The 16774-nt window shown below is 43.2% G+C and carries 16 protein-coding genes; all 16 read left to right on the top strand.

The window, feature by feature from the left end; all coding sequences use genetic code 11:
* The first annotated feature begins 1 nt into the window (after position 1).
* The 16 genes from C5O23_RS09345 to C5O23_RS09270 all read left to right on the top strand — a co-directional run bounded on the left by C5O23_RS09345 (position 2) and on the right by C5O23_RS09270 (position 16769).
* Entirely contained in the window at positions 2 to 682 is a 681-nt protein-coding gene (locus C5O23_RS09345; RefSeq protein ID WP_107032680.1) for a hypothetical protein, read from the top strand.
* On the top strand, positions 679 to 1191 hold the full coding sequence (locus C5O23_RS09340) for a hypothetical protein (RefSeq protein ID WP_107032679.1): 513 nt from the start codon (positions 679 to 681) through the stop codon (positions 1189 to 1191). Before C5O23_RS09345 ends, C5O23_RS09340 begins: the two co-directional genes overlap by 4 nt.
* 197 nt (positions 1192 to 1388) lie before the next feature.
* The gene (locus C5O23_RS09335; RefSeq protein ID WP_133166540.1) at positions 1389 to 1982 is read left to right on the top strand and encodes a hypothetical protein; all 594 of its coding nucleotides are present in this window, start codon (positions 1389 to 1391) and stop codon (positions 1980 to 1982) included.
* A 6-nt stretch (positions 1983 to 1988) separates the two neighbouring features.
* Positions 1989 to 3071 (top strand): ImmA/IrrE family metallo-endopeptidase, encoded by a 1083-nt coding sequence (locus C5O23_RS09330; protein WP_107032677.1) that lies wholly within the window; start codon positions 1989 to 1991, stop codon positions 3069 to 3071.
* Positions 3072 to 3074: 3 nt separating this feature from the next.
* Positions 3075 to 5678 (top strand): type I restriction-modification system subunit M, encoded by a 2604-nt coding sequence (locus tag C5O23_RS09325; RefSeq protein ID WP_107032676.1) that lies wholly within the window; start codon positions 3075 to 3077, stop codon positions 5676 to 5678.
* Positions 5668 to 6888 (top strand): restriction endonuclease subunit S, encoded by a 1221-nt coding sequence (locus C5O23_RS09320; protein WP_107032675.1) that lies wholly within the window; start codon positions 5668 to 5670, stop codon positions 6886 to 6888. The genes C5O23_RS09325 and C5O23_RS09320 overlap by 11 nt, the downstream gene beginning before the upstream one ends.
* Positions 6889 to 6891: 3 nt before the next feature.
* Positions 6892 to 10026 carry a type I restriction endonuclease subunit R gene (locus C5O23_RS09315; RefSeq protein ID WP_107032674.1) on the top strand — a complete coding sequence of 1045 codons (3135 nt, stop codon included), beginning with the start codon at positions 6892 to 6894 and terminating at the stop codon, positions 10024 to 10026.
* 9 nt (positions 10027 to 10035) lie between these two features.
* Positions 10036 to 11403: a hypothetical protein gene (locus C5O23_RS09310; protein WP_107032673.1), complete on the top strand. Its 1368-nt coding sequence runs from the start codon at positions 10036 to 10038 to the stop codon at positions 11401 to 11403.
* 8 nt (positions 11404 to 11411) lie between these two features.
* Positions 11412 to 11642 (top strand): hypothetical protein, encoded by a 231-nt coding sequence (locus tag C5O23_RS09305; protein WP_133166539.1) that lies wholly within the window; start codon positions 11412 to 11414, stop codon positions 11640 to 11642.
* A 1-nt stretch (position 11643) separates the two neighbouring features.
* Positions 11644 to 11994 carry a hypothetical protein gene (locus C5O23_RS09300; protein ID WP_107032671.1) on the top strand — a complete coding sequence of 117 codons (351 nt, stop codon included), beginning with the start codon at positions 11644 to 11646 and terminating at the stop codon, positions 11992 to 11994.
* Complete coding sequence (locus C5O23_RS09295) at positions 11991 to 12347, top strand: hypothetical protein (protein WP_107032670.1); 357 nt, start codon at positions 11991 to 11993, stop codon at positions 12345 to 12347. Before C5O23_RS09300 ends, C5O23_RS09295 begins: the two co-directional genes overlap by 4 nt.
* A 39-nt stretch (positions 12348 to 12386) precedes the next feature.
* Positions 12387 to 13490 carry a Fic family protein gene (locus C5O23_RS09290; protein ID WP_107032669.1) on the top strand — a complete coding sequence of 368 codons (1104 nt, stop codon included), beginning with the start codon at positions 12387 to 12389 and terminating at the stop codon, positions 13488 to 13490.
* On the top strand, positions 13474 to 14517 hold the full coding sequence (locus C5O23_RS09285) for a Fic family protein (protein WP_107032668.1): 1044 nt from the start codon (positions 13474 to 13476) through the stop codon (positions 14515 to 14517). The genes C5O23_RS09290 and C5O23_RS09285 overlap by 17 nt, the downstream gene beginning before the upstream one ends.
* Positions 14518 to 14671: 154 nt before the next feature.
* Positions 14672 to 14992: a helix-turn-helix transcriptional regulator gene (locus C5O23_RS09280; protein WP_016411820.1), complete on the top strand. Its 321-nt coding sequence runs from the start codon at positions 14672 to 14674 to the stop codon at positions 14990 to 14992.
* A gap of 3 nt (positions 14993 to 14995) precedes the next feature.
* Positions 14996 to 16249 carry a type II toxin-antitoxin system HipA family toxin gene (locus tag C5O23_RS09275; protein ID WP_107032667.1) on the top strand — a complete coding sequence of 418 codons (1254 nt, stop codon included), beginning with the start codon at positions 14996 to 14998 and terminating at the stop codon, positions 16247 to 16249.
* A gap of 199 nt (positions 16250 to 16448) precedes the next feature.
* Positions 16449 to 16769 carry a helix-turn-helix domain-containing protein gene (locus tag C5O23_RS09270; RefSeq protein WP_107032666.1) on the top strand — a complete coding sequence of 107 codons (321 nt, stop codon included), beginning with the start codon at positions 16449 to 16451 and terminating at the stop codon, positions 16767 to 16769.
* Positions 16770 to 16774: the final 5 nt, after the last annotated feature.

The following is a 16774-nucleotide window of genomic DNA, read 5'->3' as shown; positions in this document are numbered from 1 at the left end:
CATGAAAGAAAATTTTGAAAATTCTCAGGAGAACTATCTCCAGAACATCGCTGATGACCTCAGCAGCATCAGCGGTACCTGTACCGAAATCAAGGAGTCGCAGCTCAACTGCGCCACCTCCGACGACCTGAACAATATGGGTACAACCATAACGTCAGCCGTCACCGAGAAAGTCGATGAGATGCAGACATCCATCGAAACCCAGACGCAGACGGTCAGCGAAATAGGAAGTAATCTGACAACCGAAGTCAACGACCTGAAGACCGAAATCACCAATAGAATTGATGACTTCACCGCCAATCCGCCGGTGCAGAAGATTGAAAAGACAATCCGTATCGCCCCGGAATCATGGCAGGTCTATCTCGCCATGTTCATCGCGGTATTCACGTTCATCTTCTTTGGCGCAACTACGATATGGCAGGAAGCTCGCATCGAAAAGGCCCGCATCTCCGACATCAAGTATCACTACATCCTGATGCACGGAGGAGTCAACTCCGAAGGACTTGACAGCATTCAGAGCTGGTTCCGCGACCCTGAACGTGTCAAGCAAATCGAAAAAGAGGTGAAAGACTACGAAGACCGTGTGCAGGAAACCGCCCGCGCCCTCGACCAGAAACACCGCCTCGAAGAAAAAATCAACGAACTCAACTCAAAAACAAATCCCAAACCCAACAGAAAATGAAAGCATCCAACAACCTCAACCAACTTCTCTCGCGTGTAAAAACCATCTTTGGCCGCAAGGCGACCTCGGCAGCCAACAGCCCACTTGAGGCAGAGCCGCCCACCGGCATCGCATCCGTAAGCGACCCTCGCCTCAGAGCAGCCTTCGCCGACATCGAGAAATATCTCACCGACAATTACGGCACTCCAGTAGCCAAACTACGCTATCAGGACTACACCAACGGTGCCACCCTCATCTCGGAAGACTCGATATTCGCCCTGTCGCTCGCCATCCTCACAGAGCCGGATGGACTCTACAACCTCCCCGACAACGTGATGCTACTCGTGGCAGTCACTTCGACCAACGACACAGACTGGCTCACCGAAGAGCTCGGCAAACTCATCGTGTTCCTAAGAGAACTCGGCACAACACACCGCATCCAGCACCTCGCCTTCGCCTTCTCCAAGGACAAACCTGACAACCCAGCCATCGTTAAAGAAGCCGATGTAACCTGCATCCGCCTCTACTAATCCCTGCTCCCTCCCAACGCCCCGACAAGCTTCACCCTCTTGCCGGGGCGTTTATTCTTGTATGATACTGTGCTTTTGAATATTACGCAAAATTCGATTCCATCAGACTAATGATCAAGAATATTTTTAGCCAATTTTGTTTTGTGAATAGGAATATTTTTCATACCTTTGTTGTCATAATTAACACCGTTTCAACTATGGTAAGAACAGATATTTTATCGAATTCTCTCTTTGACGAGTTCAAGCCGCCTTTTGAAGCATCTGATTTTCAAGACGAGATTATCTCTCCTGAATTCCAGAGGGGAATCTTTGTTGCACATCAAAAGGGGTTTGGTGATGCACTTCAATTGAAGGGGAAATGTACGTCCATCACGACGGCGGGTATTACGCATGACTGTACATACTACTACTTAGAATCCGAACTTTCTCCATTAGGGTTTGAATTCGTCTCAGATTCAGCAGGCAATAAAAGGTCATTCTTCACGAAAGGAGACTACATATTCATCTTAAAAAAGAAAGATGCTCCGACTAATCCAACAGGGATAAGCAGAAATATTAGAGAGCAGAACGTCTCTAAACACGTTATCACCATTTCCTATGAAACAGATCCTCTGGGAATAGAGGTGGCACGAATATTCGTGCAATATCTTCGTGGGAATGCCGTAGAATACAGTTTTACTATCACACCTGAAGATGGGTGGGGTATTTCGCACACTCCTTCTACTATTCTTCCTACCGAAGGCGAGCACGTTAAGCCGAAACTCAAAATTAAGAAAAATGATGCAATATAATGAGATATGAGTGAGATTTTGAATCCGCAATTTTTGGAATTGGCTCGCCACTTAAGACAGTTTACGCAGAAAGAAGCTGCAGAACTCTTAGGTGTGTCTCAGGGCAAATTATCCAAAGCGGAAAAAGGACTCCAACCTCTCCCCTCTGAAATCATTTTACGCTTACCCGACGTATATAACTTACCCTTATCATTCTTCCATCAGCAGACTGATAAATCTCAGATAGGCCATCTGTATTACAGAAAGCAAGTTTCTGTTCCAGCTAAGTTACAAGATGCGCTCGACGCACAGATTCGAGTACAGAAAATGGCTATAGACCAGATGTTCGAAGCCATAGAATTGCCGGATTTTGATTGGCCTAGAATTCAACCAACTGAAACAAATTCTCCTGCCGATATTGCAAGACAAATCAAATATGTATTAGGCATACACCGTGGCGCTATACCCAATTTAACTGTGCTTTTAGAAGACCATGGTATAATTGTACAGAAAATGGATTTCGGCACGGAGAAAATGGACGGTCTTACTTCTGTTACAGATAATGGTCGGAAGGTCATTTTCTTAAATACTCGGATGCCAAACGACCGAATGCGTTTTTCACTGGCTCATGAATTAGGACATCTTATAATGCACTATTATTTCATCCCGTCAGAAGCCGCAGATGTAGAAGATGAAGCAAATGAATTTGCATCAGAGTTTTTAATGCCTGAAAAAGAAATAAAACCTCTGTTAAAGCGACTAACCTTGCCTATACTCGGAACCCTCAAACAACAATGGGGGGTCTCCATGCGAGCATTAATCAGAAGAGCGAGAGACCTACAAATGATAGACGATAAGGTATATCGTAATTATCAAATCATTTTCTCAAAAAAAGGTTACAACAAGCGTGAACCAATAAATCTCCCTTACGAAAGGAGTAATATGGTTCATGATGTGGTAGAATTATACAAAACGGAACTAGGATATTCAGAAGAAGATTTGTCCACAATAGCCAAGCTTTTACCTGAGGACTTCAAACGCTGGTTTATACTTAACAATTCACCAATCTTCGCCTTCAATCCTTCTTTTCAAACTTTCAGAAGAGACTAAATCATGAATAAGCAGCAACTCGCTTCTAAAATATGGGCTTCGGCCAACAAGATGCGCTCGAAGATTGAGGCCAACGAATATAAGGACTATATTCTGGGCTTCATTTTCTATCGCTATCTGAGCACTGAGATTGAAAATTTCTATCGCACTGAAGGCTGGAGCGACGAAGATATGCCGTCACTCGAAGAAGATATTGACCCGGAATATACGGAGTATGTCCGCAAGAATCGTGGATATTTCATCGGCTACAAGAATCTGTTCAGCACATGGCTGAATAAGGGAAATGACTTTGGCGTGAAGGATGTTTCGGAAGCCTTGTCTGCTTTCAACCGTCTGATTTATCCGACACACAAGAAAGTATTCTCCGGCATTTTCGACACTCTTGAGACAGGGCTGAAAAATCTTGGTGATTCCGATACTACCCGTTCCTCGGCAATCAGCAAACTGATACAGCTTATTAAAGACATTCCGATGGATGGCAATCAGGGATATGATGTCCTTGGTTACATATACGAATATCTCATCAGCAATTTCGCGGCTTCGGCCGGTAAGAAAGCTGGAGAGTTCTATACTCCACACGAGGTATCTGTACTCATGGCCGAGATTGTGGCTCATCATCTGCGCGACAGAGAGAAGATTGAGATTTATGACCCAACAAGTGGTTCCGGCTCCCTGCTCATTACAATTGGACGTGCCGTTGCGAAACACAACGACAGTCCGGACAATATCAAATATTACGCACAGGAGTTGAAGCGCAACACCTACAACCTCACGCGCATGAACTTGGTGATGCGCGGCATTAAACCAAACAACATCATCACCCGCAACGGCGACACTCTGGAGCATGGTAGTGATTGGCCTATGTTTGAGGACGATGACAAGGAAACCTCTTACGAATACCGTCCGATGGATGCCGTGGTCAGCAATCCGCCTTATTCTCAGGAATGGGATAGGCCATCCGATAAGGATTCCGACCCCAGATATAAGGATTATGGATTAGCCCCGAAAAAGAAAGCAGACTATGCTTTTCTGCTTCACGATCTCTACCACCTAAAATCCGATGGTATTATGGCTATCGTGTTGCCTCATGGTGTACTGTTCAGACCCGGTGATGAAGCCGAAATCCGAAGGAATCTAATTGAGCAGAACAAAATTGAGGCAATAATTGGACTCCCGGCTGATATTTTCTTCGGGACTCCGATTGCCACTATTGTTATGGTGCTGAAAGCCAATCGTGATAACACAGACGTGCTTTTTATTGATGCCTCAAAATATGCTTCTAAGGATGGTAAGAAAAAGAAACTCCAAGCTTCTGATATTAAGCGAATTTTTGATGCCGTAACCACCCGCCCTGCCTCCATTGATAAATTCGCACGTCTCGTGAGCCTGAAAGAGATTCTCGAAAACGAATACGACCTCAATATACCCAAATATGTCGATTCCTCTGACGCTGTTGAGAAATGGGATTTATACTCTTCGCTTCTCGGCGGTGTGCCTCGTACTGAAATCGAACTACTCAAAGATTATTGGGAGGTAATGCCTGCCTTGAAATCCACTTTGTTCCCTGAAGGTGAATATGTGGAATGTCTGTCAGACAATGTTGGTGACACCATTCGGAATCATGATGATATAAAGAAATTCCAAGCAGCGTATAATTCTGCTTTTGGCGATTACGAACAATATCTCATCGCCCAACTCATTTATGGGATGATGACACTCAATGTTGCCAAAGAGGTTGACATTCTCGGCGAGGACCTTTTCAATCGTCTTTCCTCCGTTCCGTTGCTCGACCGCTATGCGGCATTTCAGGCACTTAGCGATTGCTGGGAACAGACGGCAACAGATATTGAAATCATCCAGACAGAAGGGCGAGAAGTCCTTAGAAAGATTGAACCCAACATGGTCATGGTCAAGAATGGCGAAGATGAGGACGAGATCCAGAAAGGGTGGAAAGGACGCATCATGCCCTTTAAACTTGTACAGAAGACTCTTCTCCCCGAATATCTCGATAGAGTCAATGAATTGCAGGAACAACTTGCAGAGACCGTTGGTGAAGTATCAGCCCTGTTAGAAGAAACAGGAGAAGATGATGCTGAAATCCTCAATGAAGACGGAGATGCATTTGATAATAAAAAGGTTAAAGTCCAACTCAAACTCATGCTCAAAGAGTATAAGAAGCGGAAATATACTGATTTACCAGACTTTCCGGAAGGGAGCATAGAGGCTCACGTTGTAACTCTTACCAAAAATGCAGATGAGCAAAAGAGGCTGAAGGCAGAAGTAAAGGATGCTTTACGAGAGCTTGAAGAAAAGACGATATTTACAATCGAGTCACTCACGGAAGAGCAAATACGCGAACTTCTTCGCCTAAAATGGATTATGCCCGTGGTTGATGCGGTTAAGGCAGAGCACACCAACGTCATCACTTCCCTCATTGATAAGGTTGAGGCTCTCGTTGTCAAATATGCTGTTACTCTCAATGATGTAGAAAAATCAATATCTGAATCGGAATCAAAACTTTCGGATATGGTAGTCTCTTTGCGGGGAAACGACTTTGACATGAAGGCATTGGAATCATTTAAAAATCTCCTTAATCATGGCAAGTAAAGTTCCTGAAATACGTTTTGCCGGATTTGAAGGGGATTGGGACAAATTGCCTTTGTCCGAATATCTGACAACGTCCAAAGCTAAAAACCGAGACAATACGTTTGGTAAAGAAGATGTGTTGTCTGTATCTCGTGAATTTGGTGTTATCAACCAGATAGAATACCAAGGACGTTCATTTGCCGGTGCTTCCGTAACTGGCTATGGTATTGCGGAAACAAATGACATTATATATACCAAATCACCCTTGAGAGATCAACCATACGGAATTATTAAAACCAACAAAGGTGTTCCTGGAATTGTGTCTGCGCTCTATGCTATATATCATCCAAACGACAATATTGAGCCTGATTTCATTCAGACATTCTTTGATAAAGATAAACGTCTGAATGATTATCTTCGCCCACTTGTTCACAAAGGAGCTAAGAATACTCTCAATGTCGGAGATGATGAGGCAATATTAGGGAATGTAATTTTCCCGAAGAGAGATGAACAGGTTAAGATAACGGAATCATTCAAAAATATTGATGCGCTGATTTCTCATCAAGTGGATGTTTGTGAAAAATTACGCAACTTAAGAGCTGCATTGCTCACATCTCTTTTACCTCAAGGAGAAGAAACTAAGCCTCGTGTTAGATTAGATGGATTTACTGAAGCATGGACAGAAAAAAGTCTTGATGAAATCATTACTCCTTATAAAGAAATTGTAGAAACCCCTCATGATGGTTATGACCGGTTAGGCATAAGGAGTCATGGCAAAGGTACATTTCACAGTTACGTACCGAAAGGAGCAGAACTTGAAACTGCACAGATGGGTGTAGTACGTCCTAACAATCTGATTGTAAACATTACTTTCGGATGGGAGTTAGCCGTTGCCATAACGGAACCATCCGATGAGGGGAAATTAGTGTCCCATCGTTTCCCACAATTTTCATTTAAAGAGAAGAATGTGCCGATATTCTTTCGCTATGCCTTAATTAACAATCGATTTAGGAAGCATCTAACACTGGCATCTCCAGGAAGTGCCGGACGTAACAGAGTGCTAAAAATTGACAAGATGCTCGAATATAAAATGCTTGTTCCAGCCGAGAAAGAGCAAAAAGCAATTTCAGACATCTTATCAGGATATGACCGACTTATCCAGCTTAACGAGCAAAAGTTGGATAAGTTGCGAAATTTGAAACAAGCTATGCTCGATAAAATGTTTGTATAAGTTATGGCAGAGAAATTTAATAAAGAGACCCCATTTGAGGTGGCATTGGTTGAGGCTCTCCGCCGTAAGGGTTGGGGGCAACAACCCGTATTGATGTACCCCACGGAAGCAGATCTTATTGAGAACTGGCGGCAGATACTCTCAAAAATAAATAATGGCATAGACTGTCTGAATGGCTGTCCTTTAACTGATGGAGAGATGCAGCAGGTTCTTCAGCAAGTGATGGACCTCCGTACACCATTGCGTCTGAATAGCGAATTTATCAATGGCAAAAGCGTGTCGATTATCCGCGATAACGCCAATGATACACTACATAATGGTAAAACTGTCAGCCTTATCGTATATGATAAGCAAAAAATCGGTTCTAATGATACGGTTTATCAAATAGCCCGTCAGCCTAAGTTTACAACCAATTCCCAGATATTGGGCGAACGACGGGGCGATTTCACGCTGCTCATAAACGGTATGCCGTTAATCCATGTGGAGTTGAAACGCTCAGGAGTTCCAGTCAGAAATGCTTGCAACCAGATTGAAAGATATATGCGGACGGGCGTATTCGATGGTATATTCTCTCTCGTCCAGATATTTGTCGCGATGAATCCGGAAGAGACACTGTATTTTGCAAATCCCGGACCAGATGGCAAATTCAATCCAGATTTCTTCTTTCATTGGGCAGACTTCAATAACGAATTGATAAATGATTGGCCCGATATTGCAGAGACTCTGTTGTCTATTCCTATGGCACATCAGCTCATAGGATATTACACTGTCCCGGACAAAGGCGACGGCATATTGAAGGTCATGCGCAGTTACCAGTATTACGCCGCAAGAAGCATATTTCAAAAGGTTCAGCAACATAACTGGAAGGTGTCAGACCAGCTTGGCGGACATATATGGCATACCACAGGCAGCGGCAAGACATTGACCAGTTTCAAGAGTGCTCAGCTGATAGCCCAATCTAATGATGACGCTGAAAAAGTGGTGTTCCTCGTTGACCGCATTGAACTCGGAGACCAAAGCTACAAAGAATATTCGGGCTTTGCCGAGGAAGATACCGTTCAGGACACCAGCAACACCAACAAGCTAATCGCCAAACTGAAAAGCTCCGATTCAAAGGATAAACTTATTGTCACGTCCATTCAGAAGATGAGCCGTGTCAATGAGGAGAATATGCAACAGCGAAAAAACGAGCTGGAGCAGATTCGGGCTAAGAAGATTGTGTTTATCGTTGACGAAGCACACCGCTCTGTTTTCGGAGAGATGTATCCAACCATCAGAGAAACTTTCCCGATGGCACTGTTCTTCGGATTTACCGGTACACCGATTATGCCGGAATATGAAAAGAACATGAACACCACTGTCTCTCTATTCGGCGACGAACTGCACCGATATGTTATGCCCGACGGTATCAGGGACGGCAATGTGCTGGGATTTAATCCAGTGATGTGTCCCACTTATGATGACATAGATTTGCGAAAAGCTGTTGCTCTTGAAAAAGCAAAGGCACATACAGAGGAAGAAGCACTAGGTGATGATGACAAGAAGACGATTTATTTGAAATACATGGACGATGTTCCGATGGCCGGTGAGATGCAATCCAATGGAGAGTTAAGCAAAGGTATCGAAGACTATCTTTCGCGCACTCAGTATGATCGACCGGAGCATCGAGAGAAAGTCGTTGATAACATCATAAAGAGATTTACTCTATTAAGCCGCAATCGCAAGTACCATGCTATTCTTGCCACAAGCCGCATAGAGGAAGCTGTGGAGTATTTCAAACTACTTCGTGCAAAGGCTCCCCAACTCAATGTCACTTCACTTTTTGACCCAAATATTGATGAAAGTGGAAACGGCTTTGATAAAGAGGCTGCGCTTAAATTGATAATTGGCGAATACAATACCACATTTGGCAAAAAATATGAAGTGGCTATCTATGCTGCCATGAAAAAGGATATGTCTAACCGTCTTGCTCATAAAGAGGCTTATAAGCATCTTGAACCGGGCCAGCAGATAGACATTCTGATAGTGGTCAACCAGATGCTTACGGGCTTTGACTCGAAATGGGTAAATACACTATATCTCGATAAATATTACAAGCCGGAACAGGCTCATGACTTGATTCAGGCAATATCCCGGACCAATCGTCCGCAGGACAAGCGGGAGAAACCCTTCGGTACGATACGTTACTATCGAAAGGTGCATTCAATGAAGCGTAACATAGATGATGCTATCAGGATGTATTCCGGAGGTAGACCGTTCGGTGTGTTCGTTGACAGGCTACCACACAATCTTCATCGAATAAACGACATTTTCATAGAGATAAAAGAGCTGTTTGAATCAGCCGATATCGCGAACTTTAGCCACCTGCCTTCTATTGATGCCGAAAAAGGACGATTCGCCAAGTTGTTCAAGGCTCTATCTGATCATATTAGCGCAGCAAGATTGCAAGGTTTTTCTTGGGATAAATCAAATTACGAGACGGAAGATGGTGATGTAATTTCCCTTGTACTGACTCAAGAAGATTTCCAGACACTTCAAGCCCGTTATCGGGAATTGTATGAAGATAGCTCTGGTAGTTCTTCTCCCGGGAATCTGCCTTATGAGATAGATACCCATCTCACAGAAATTGAGACCGGAGCAATCGACTATGACTATATGAATAGTCGCTTTGAGAAATATCTCAAGGAATTGCGCAAAGATGTTTTAGACGAGGAAAGACTTCAGAAGTTGCTTGACGAAGTGCATAAATCGTTTGCCTTCCTATCGCAAGAAGAGCAACGCTATGCCAATCAATTCCTAATAGATGTTCAGTCGGGCAATCTTAAATATAACATCTGCAAGTCATTCCACGACTACATCATTGATTATATGAATAAGGCGCAGGAGGGCAAAATCCGTACTCTTGCTCAGAATTTCGGATTAGATGCCGAGTTGCTGAAAGAGATGGCCAATGCTCGCCTCAATGAGAACAACATCGATGAGTTTGGACGATACACTCGGCTGAAAGCATCCGTCAGCCCAGTGCTTGCCAAAGCTTATTTCCAACAGCGCGAAGGCGCAATATTAACCCCGCCCAAAATAAGAATGAAACTCGACGCTCTCCTGCGTAATTTCATTCTACATGGCGAAATCGAATAATCAAGAAATATGGAAGATCTAATTTTAAGACCCCGCTTAAATGACTATCATAAAATTCTCCTTAATCAAGGGAGAACCGATTTCTTCATTCCATTTCTAGATGAAGATCTTCCATTATATGTGGACCCGTTCTTACTTTGGAAATCCGACATATCTCTTGATACAAGTCTTCACGGAGCTTTGGTTGATTCTTTCAATTATTTGGGAGCGCTTTATTCTCAAGGAAAAGAAGCTCAGGCTACCGATATTCTTATTTCCGCATCAGAGTGCAGTGAAGTTGGGTTAGGTACATCTTCAAACAAAATGGGTAAAAGGATTGGGAAAACATCAGCAACCCAAATTCTTAATCTATTTACAGACATACCTCAACTAAAAGAATGTGGTTTTACGCATTTTGAGGAGATACAACTTTTAGTAGAGGGAATATCAAAAGACAGAATTAGCGACATCTCATGTTCTTTGTTATCTAGCTTTTTAGTAGATTATACTCAAGACCAGTGTGTTCGTCATGGCATTCCAATGACAATGGTTGAAACAGAAATATTTAGTACCCAAAAGAAAAAATTTATTAGGCTATCTAAAGAATTGCCTATAAACCCTAAAACGAACTGCCCGATTTGGCTAATTCCAAAACGCTGGCTGCGCCAAATGCCTTGGATGAATCCAGATGATTTCTTCAATAGGTACTTACCATCTGCAAATCCCCAAATAAAACTGTCGCGTCCAGAAATAATCGACTATAATAGATTGAATTATCTGCAGGTCGAAGGTTACACCAAGCAAAAGGAAGCATCGGCAGAAGAGCTAAAGAGCGATCCTTTGTTCAAGCAAATACCTGTAGCAAGCGCAAAACGAACCATTGCGGATATAAAAAAGCTATCCACAGGAAATCAGGATAAATCTGATAAGATTTATGAGGAAAAAGTATGTCGCTTATTAGCAACATTGCTTTATCCTCAGTTAGATTTTGCCCAAACACAAAGTCGAACTGAGAGCGGATGTCAGATTAGAGATCTCGTTTTTTACAATAACTGTTCGGAACCGATTTTTAAAGAAATATTTGATAAGTATTCATCTTATCAATTAGTTTTTGAGCTCAAAAATGTAAAGGAAATCTCACGCGAACATATTGCACAGGTCAATAGGTATCTTAATGAGAACTTTGGTAAATTCGGCGTGATTGTAACTCGAAATCGACCATCATCAAAAATAAAACGCCATCTGATAGATTTATGGTCTGGCCAAAGAAAATGTATCTTGATTATAACTGATGAAGAACTTCAATTGATGGTAGATTTATACGAAAACAAACAGCGTAAACCTTATGAAGTAATAAAAAAACTTCTGGTAGAGTTTCATCGTTTATGCCCTCAATAATTATGTCTATGGATAAAACTTTAGCAACACTCACATTTGAGTTTCGTCGCCTTTCGGAGAAGAAACCGAACGACGCAGTAAATGAATTCAAACTGAATATCGTAAACAAAATATTGGCTGAAGCGAATAAAGAATTGGGACGATCTCCAATAGAAGGTTTCTCTCAATTCAATACAGACACATTGCCAACAAATAGTGATGTACTTTTTGTTTTAGCATTATACCAAGACTGTTTTTAATATGCCTACACAAAAAGAAATTGACATTTACGAAGAACTGAAGCCCAAAATCACATCAGTCCGAGACACAGTTAAAGTGCTCTCATCAAAAAAACCGGATGAACATCTTAATCTTTTTAAGATTCGGCGCATCAACATACTTTTGCAGCAAGCAAATTCCTTACTTCAGGATGTCAAGCCATATAGTGATTTTGACACTTTTGCAGAGGATGAACTACCATCCAATAGTGATGCACTGCTAATTCTTGAACTTTATCTTGAAGCGTTCAAACGGTACTGGTTAAATAATACTACACATGGTAACTGGGACCTAGAACGAGAGTGGAAAATAACCAAATCTAAAAAGAAATGAAACAACCTAAAAAAGTTTCGGCTTCATCTTTAGACATTAAGGATGAGTATAATCTTCTCTTCGCTATGCTTAAATCTGCTTATGTTGAGCTACGCGATATGTCTAAGAAGTCGCCCAAAGACTCCCTGAGCCTGATGAAAGTTAGAATGTTAAATCGGATATTAGAGAGAGTTAAAACATTTCTCAAAAATGAGGCGACATCAGATTTCCTTGATCTTATAGATGAAGAGACTATCCCATCTACAAGCGATGCCTTATTACTGATGTCTCAATACGCTGGGGCTATTGAGAATTATTACAATAGGTATCACATATATACTGACAGAATGGTACGACCGGATTTCTCCAAATAATTTCCCAATCTATTATTAAAATTCAATAGTCTTGGGATTATGGCATACGAAGACAGATATAAGGAGTTTGAGCAGTACCTTGCTTCCGTGGAACCGGGAGTGGAGGAGCGTGCGCGTAACTGGTCGATGGCTATCGGTTTGCAGGATGTTGACCGGTTGAAGCCGTCGGAGTTTCTGCTTGAACAGGCTAAAGCCAATATCGAGGGAAGAATTTCTAGCGAGGAGGTCGGCAAGCGTCTGGAGGAGTATTATAGCCAGAGGTCGGTTCGAGAGAAAGCGGAAACTGACGGTACTTTTGAGGCTGACAGAGTGGCCGACCGCATCAATCTTCTTTTGGCAGAGAAGGCTTTTACATTCTCTCCGATGGAACTGTCGCGTATTCATGGATTTCTTTTCAAAGATGTACTGTCTCATGCCGGGCAGTTCCGCACATATAACATCACTAAGAATCAGTGGATTCTTGATGGAGATACAATCAGTTATGGTAGTGCAGGGTCTTTGTCGGAACTTCTTAATTATGACTTCGGCGAGGAGAAAAAGTTTGATTACAGTACTGTTTCTTCTTCCGAGGCCATCGGGCATATCGTACGGTTCATTTCAGGAATCTGGCAGATTCATGCATTTAGCGAAGGCAACACCCGCACGACTGCGGTGTTCCTTATCAAGTATCTAAGAAGTTTTGGCTTTGAGGTAAATAACGAGAGTTTTGAGAAACATTCCTGGTTCTTCCGCAATGCTCTCGTCCGCTCACAATACGAGAATATCCCCAAAGGTATTCACCGCACTTTCGAGCCGCTGGAGCGATTTATGAATTTCGCAGTTTTCGGTATCCCCGCTGATCTCCGCAACCGCACGTTGCATATCCGTTGGGATGGGGCTAAACCTCAAAACGAAGTCTCTAAACCTCAAAATGACGTTTTGAAAACGTCACTATCCGCACTGCTTTCGCTGAAAGAGATGGCTGTGATACGTCAAATTCAGGACAATCCAAACATATCCATTACAGTCATAGCAGCCAACACTCGTCTCTCCAAAAGCACAATCGATCGCATAATCCGCGCACTCAAAGAGAAAGGATTGCTGACCCGCGTCGGTGCTAAAAATAACGCCAAATGGGTAATAAATTATGGCTCAGAATCTTGACAAACAGATAGAGAAGACTCTGAAGGCTTATCGGGCTTCGGGAGTCGAGGAGCAGGTGGACTATCAGAAGTTCTACCTCTATTCCATCGTGACCCACTCCACGGCGATTGAGGGCTCTACTGTCACCGAAATAGAAAACCAGCTTCTTTTCGATGAGGGAATTGCCGCAAAAGGAAGATCACTGACCGAGCAGATGATGAATGTCGACCTGAAGGACGCTTATCTTTATGCTTTCAAGTTAGCGACTGATAATCCTACATATACGCCTCAATTATTGCAACAACTGTCAGCCCTCGTTATGCGCCGTACCGGAAGCGAATACTCTACTATTGCCGGACATTTCGATTCATCGAAGGGAGAGTTTCGCCTATGTAATGTCAGTGCCGGTATTGGCGGCAGGAGTTATCTTGCATATAATAAGGTTTCACGCGCCGTGGACGATTTCTGTAGTTGGCTAAATGAAGAAATTGCCACTGCGGATAGGGAAAACATCGTGGCATGTTATCGTCTGAGTTTTGAAGCACACTTCCTGCTGGTAACCATTCATCCGTGGGTTGACGGTAATGGTAGAACGACCCGATTGGTCATGAATATGATTCAGCGTCAGTTAGGACTAATTCCTTCCATCGTCAGAAAGGAAGACAAAGGAGAATATATCCAGTCATTAGTTGACAGCCGTGAGAATGACGATTCGACAATCGCACAGGACGTTATGCTCCGTCACCATATCGCGAATATCAACCGCCGAATTTTGCAGTATCAAGAAAATGACACTGTAAATGCCCAAAGTGACACTGTAAATGATACCGCAAACGCAAATAATGACACTGTAAAAGGACTAAAGAAATCCTTGCAAAAAGTTTATACGGTCATTCTAAACAATCCGGAGATTACACATTCTGAAATAATGGAGACTCTTCATATTTCAGAATCCACAGCTAAACGAGCTACCAGAGACCTTAAAAAACTTGGCTACATTGCGAGAGAAGGGTCTGACAAAACCGGCAGGTGGGTTATCATGAAATAATACCTGTTCTCAAGTAACTTTGTCGGCATAGTAACACGGTATTAAAGTCATAGTTAGAGAGATAAGTGACTAAGACAGGTACATTATTCGTCATTCAATATATCATATAATAAATATTTTTACTATCTTTGCGGTATCATAAGATAGATTGAGTATGGCAAAGAACACTATGGGGACAAAGTTGCCCCGGAAACTGGAGCAGAAAATGGCTCTTATGGGTGAGCAGATTAAGCTCGCTAGGTTGCGTCGTAACCTCTCGATTGCGCAGGTTGCGGAACGTGCGACTTGTTCGCCTCTCACTGTGAATCGCATTGAGAAAGGCTCTCCGACAGTTTCGATCGGCATCTATGCACGTGTTCTTTATGCCTTGCAACTTGATGACGATCTTCTTTTGATTGCCAAAGAAGACACACTTGGCAGAAACCTACAAGATTTAAGCCTTAAACATCGCCAACGAGCATCAAAAAAGGAATAAGCCATGAAGAAATTATGTATTTATGCCGACTTTGATTGGCTTGATACGCCCCAACTGATCGGCGAGCTTTCCTGCGACTCGGTGCGCGGCAGCGAGACATACGGCTTTTCGTATGATAAAGAGTGGCTTGCCAAATATGGCGATGTTTTTCTCAGTGAGGATTTGCAGAATTATACCGGCATCCAATACACCCGACCGGAGCGCGATATTTTCGCTTGTTTCTCGGATGCTCTACCCGACCGATGGGGACGCACATTGCTGAACCGTCGGGAGCAGATTGCAGCCGCCGATGAAAAGAGAGCCGTGCGCAGATTGACTTCTTTTGATTATCTGATGGGAATTGATGATGCTTCACGCATGGGTGGTTTCCGATTTGCCGAAACGCCCGGGGGAAAGTTCATCAACTGTGAGGAAAGTCTCCGTGTGCCGCCATTGGCGAATGTCAGGGAATTGATGCGGGCAGCACATGAAATTGAACTTAGCGAGGAGAAACATCTATTGCCGTCAAAGAAATGGCTGGCGCAACTGTTGCATCCTGGAACGTCCCTCGGTGGTGCCAGACCGAAGGCTTCTGTCATTGATGAGGATGGCAGTCTGACAGTCGCGAAATTTCCATCGCGCAAGGATGATTATGACGTCGCCCAATGGGAGCATTTCTGCCATATAATGGGGCGCAAAGCCGGACTGAATGTTGCCGAGACACGAACAATCAACGGCGAAGATTACCACACCCTTCTCTCAAAGCGTTTCGATAGAAACAGCGACGGCAGACGAATGCATTTCGCTTCCGCATTGACATTGCTCGGATTGACCGACGGCGACAACGCTTCAACCGGATATGGCTACACTGACATTGTCGATTTCATAGTTCAGCACGGCAGCAATGTAGAGCGAAACTTAGAGGAACTATATCGTCGTGTGGCATTCTACATCATTGTTGGTAACTCCGACGACCATTTCCGCAATCACGGATTTCTCCTGACACGCAAAGGCTGGGAACTTTCCCCGGCATACGACATCAACCCGACCCTCGCCAATAATCAAAGCCTGCTGATTAACCGCTCCACAAGCGAATCCGACCTCACTATCCTATTGGCATCCGCTGGAGAATATATGCTTTCAGCTGACAAAGCCAAGTGTATTATCAACAAAGTAAAATCTGCCATGAAATCGTGGCGCACAGAAGCCAGCAGACTAGGACTACCACAGCGCGACATAGACATGTTTGCACCCCGATTTGATAAATGGATTGAATAGCCTGTAATGATATACATCGGTTCAAATCACATCGTCAGTGCATTAGGATGAACTTTAAATATACCAATTTTACCACTCTCCATCAATCCGGAAATCCGCAATAAAGCGCAATAAATTTGGTCGTATGGGATTTTATGCCTAACTTTGTAAATATCATTCTGCGGAGTGTTATACTAATATATTAGGTATAAATATCATTATGGTGACATTTACGAACAAATCATTGGCTACGCCTGATGTAATCAGGAATCTCGGCATGAGGTTTCGTGATTACAGGTTGCGGTTGCGCATGACCCGTAAGGAGGTTTCCGAAGCGGCATCTATCGGCATGACCACACTCTATAGATTTGAGTCCGGCAATATGACTGACATTTCGTTCAGTACTCTTCTGAGACTATTAAAGACAATTGGTCTTGGAGAGAACTGGGATACACTGCTGCCAGAATTGCCCGAATCACCTTATATGTATAACGACAATGAGAAAAAGGCACAACGTGTTCGCCATTCCGCGAAAAAATAATTACG

The sequence above is a fragment of the Duncaniella muris genome (assembly GCF_003024805.1).
GTDB lineage: Bacteria > Bacteroidota > Bacteroidia > Bacteroidales > Muribaculaceae > Duncaniella > Duncaniella muris.
This window is presented reverse-complemented; position numbering and strand designations above follow the sequence as displayed.

Bases quoted from the DNA above. Each gene is read 5' to 3' on its own strand.
- C5O23_RS09345 (WP_107032680.1), top strand. From the start codon at position 2: ATGAAAGAAAATTTTGAAAATTCTCAGGAGAACTATCTCCAGAACATC.
- C5O23_RS09340 (WP_107032679.1), top strand. From the start codon at position 679: ATGAAAGCATCCAACAACCTCAACCAACTTCTCTCGCGTGTAAAAACC.
- C5O23_RS09335 (WP_133166540.1), top strand. From the start codon at position 1,389: ATGGTAAGAACAGATATTTTATCGAATTCTCTCTTTGACGAGTTCAAG.
- C5O23_RS09330 (WP_107032677.1), top strand. From the start codon at position 1,989: ATGAGTGAGATTTTGAATCCGCAATTTTTGGAATTGGCTCGCCACTTA.
- C5O23_RS09325 (WP_107032676.1), top strand. From the start codon at position 3,075: ATGAATAAGCAGCAACTCGCTTCTAAAATATGGGCTTCGGCCAACAAG.
- C5O23_RS09320 (WP_107032675.1), top strand. From the start codon at position 5,668: ATGGCAAGTAAAGTTCCTGAAATACGTTTTGCCGGATTTGAAGGGGAT.
- C5O23_RS09315 (WP_107032674.1), top strand. From the start codon at position 6,892: ATGGCAGAGAAATTTAATAAAGAGACCCCATTTGAGGTGGCATTGGTT.
- C5O23_RS09310 (WP_107032673.1), top strand. From the start codon at position 10,036: ATGGAAGATCTAATTTTAAGACCCCGCTTAAATGACTATCATAAAATT.
- C5O23_RS09305 (WP_133166539.1), top strand. From the start codon at position 11,412: ATGGATAAAACTTTAGCAACACTCACATTTGAGTTTCGTCGCCTTTCG.
- C5O23_RS09300 (WP_107032671.1), top strand. From the start codon at position 11,644: ATGCCTACACAAAAAGAAATTGACATTTACGAAGAACTGAAGCCCAAA.
- C5O23_RS09295 (WP_107032670.1), top strand. From the start codon at position 11,991: ATGAAACAACCTAAAAAAGTTTCGGCTTCATCTTTAGACATTAAGGAT.
- C5O23_RS09290 (WP_107032669.1), top strand. From the start codon at position 12,387: ATGGCATACGAAGACAGATATAAGGAGTTTGAGCAGTACCTTGCTTCC.
- C5O23_RS09285 (WP_107032668.1), top strand. From the start codon at position 13,474: ATGGCTCAGAATCTTGACAAACAGATAGAGAAGACTCTGAAGGCTTAT.
- C5O23_RS09280 (WP_016411820.1), top strand. From the start codon at position 14,672: ATGGCAAAGAACACTATGGGGACAAAGTTGCCCCGGAAACTGGAGCAG.
- C5O23_RS09275 (WP_107032667.1), top strand. From the start codon at position 14,996: ATGAAGAAATTATGTATTTATGCCGACTTTGATTGGCTTGATACGCCC.
- C5O23_RS09270 (WP_107032666.1), top strand. From the start codon at position 16,449: ATGGTGACATTTACGAACAAATCATTGGCTACGCCTGATGTAATCAGG.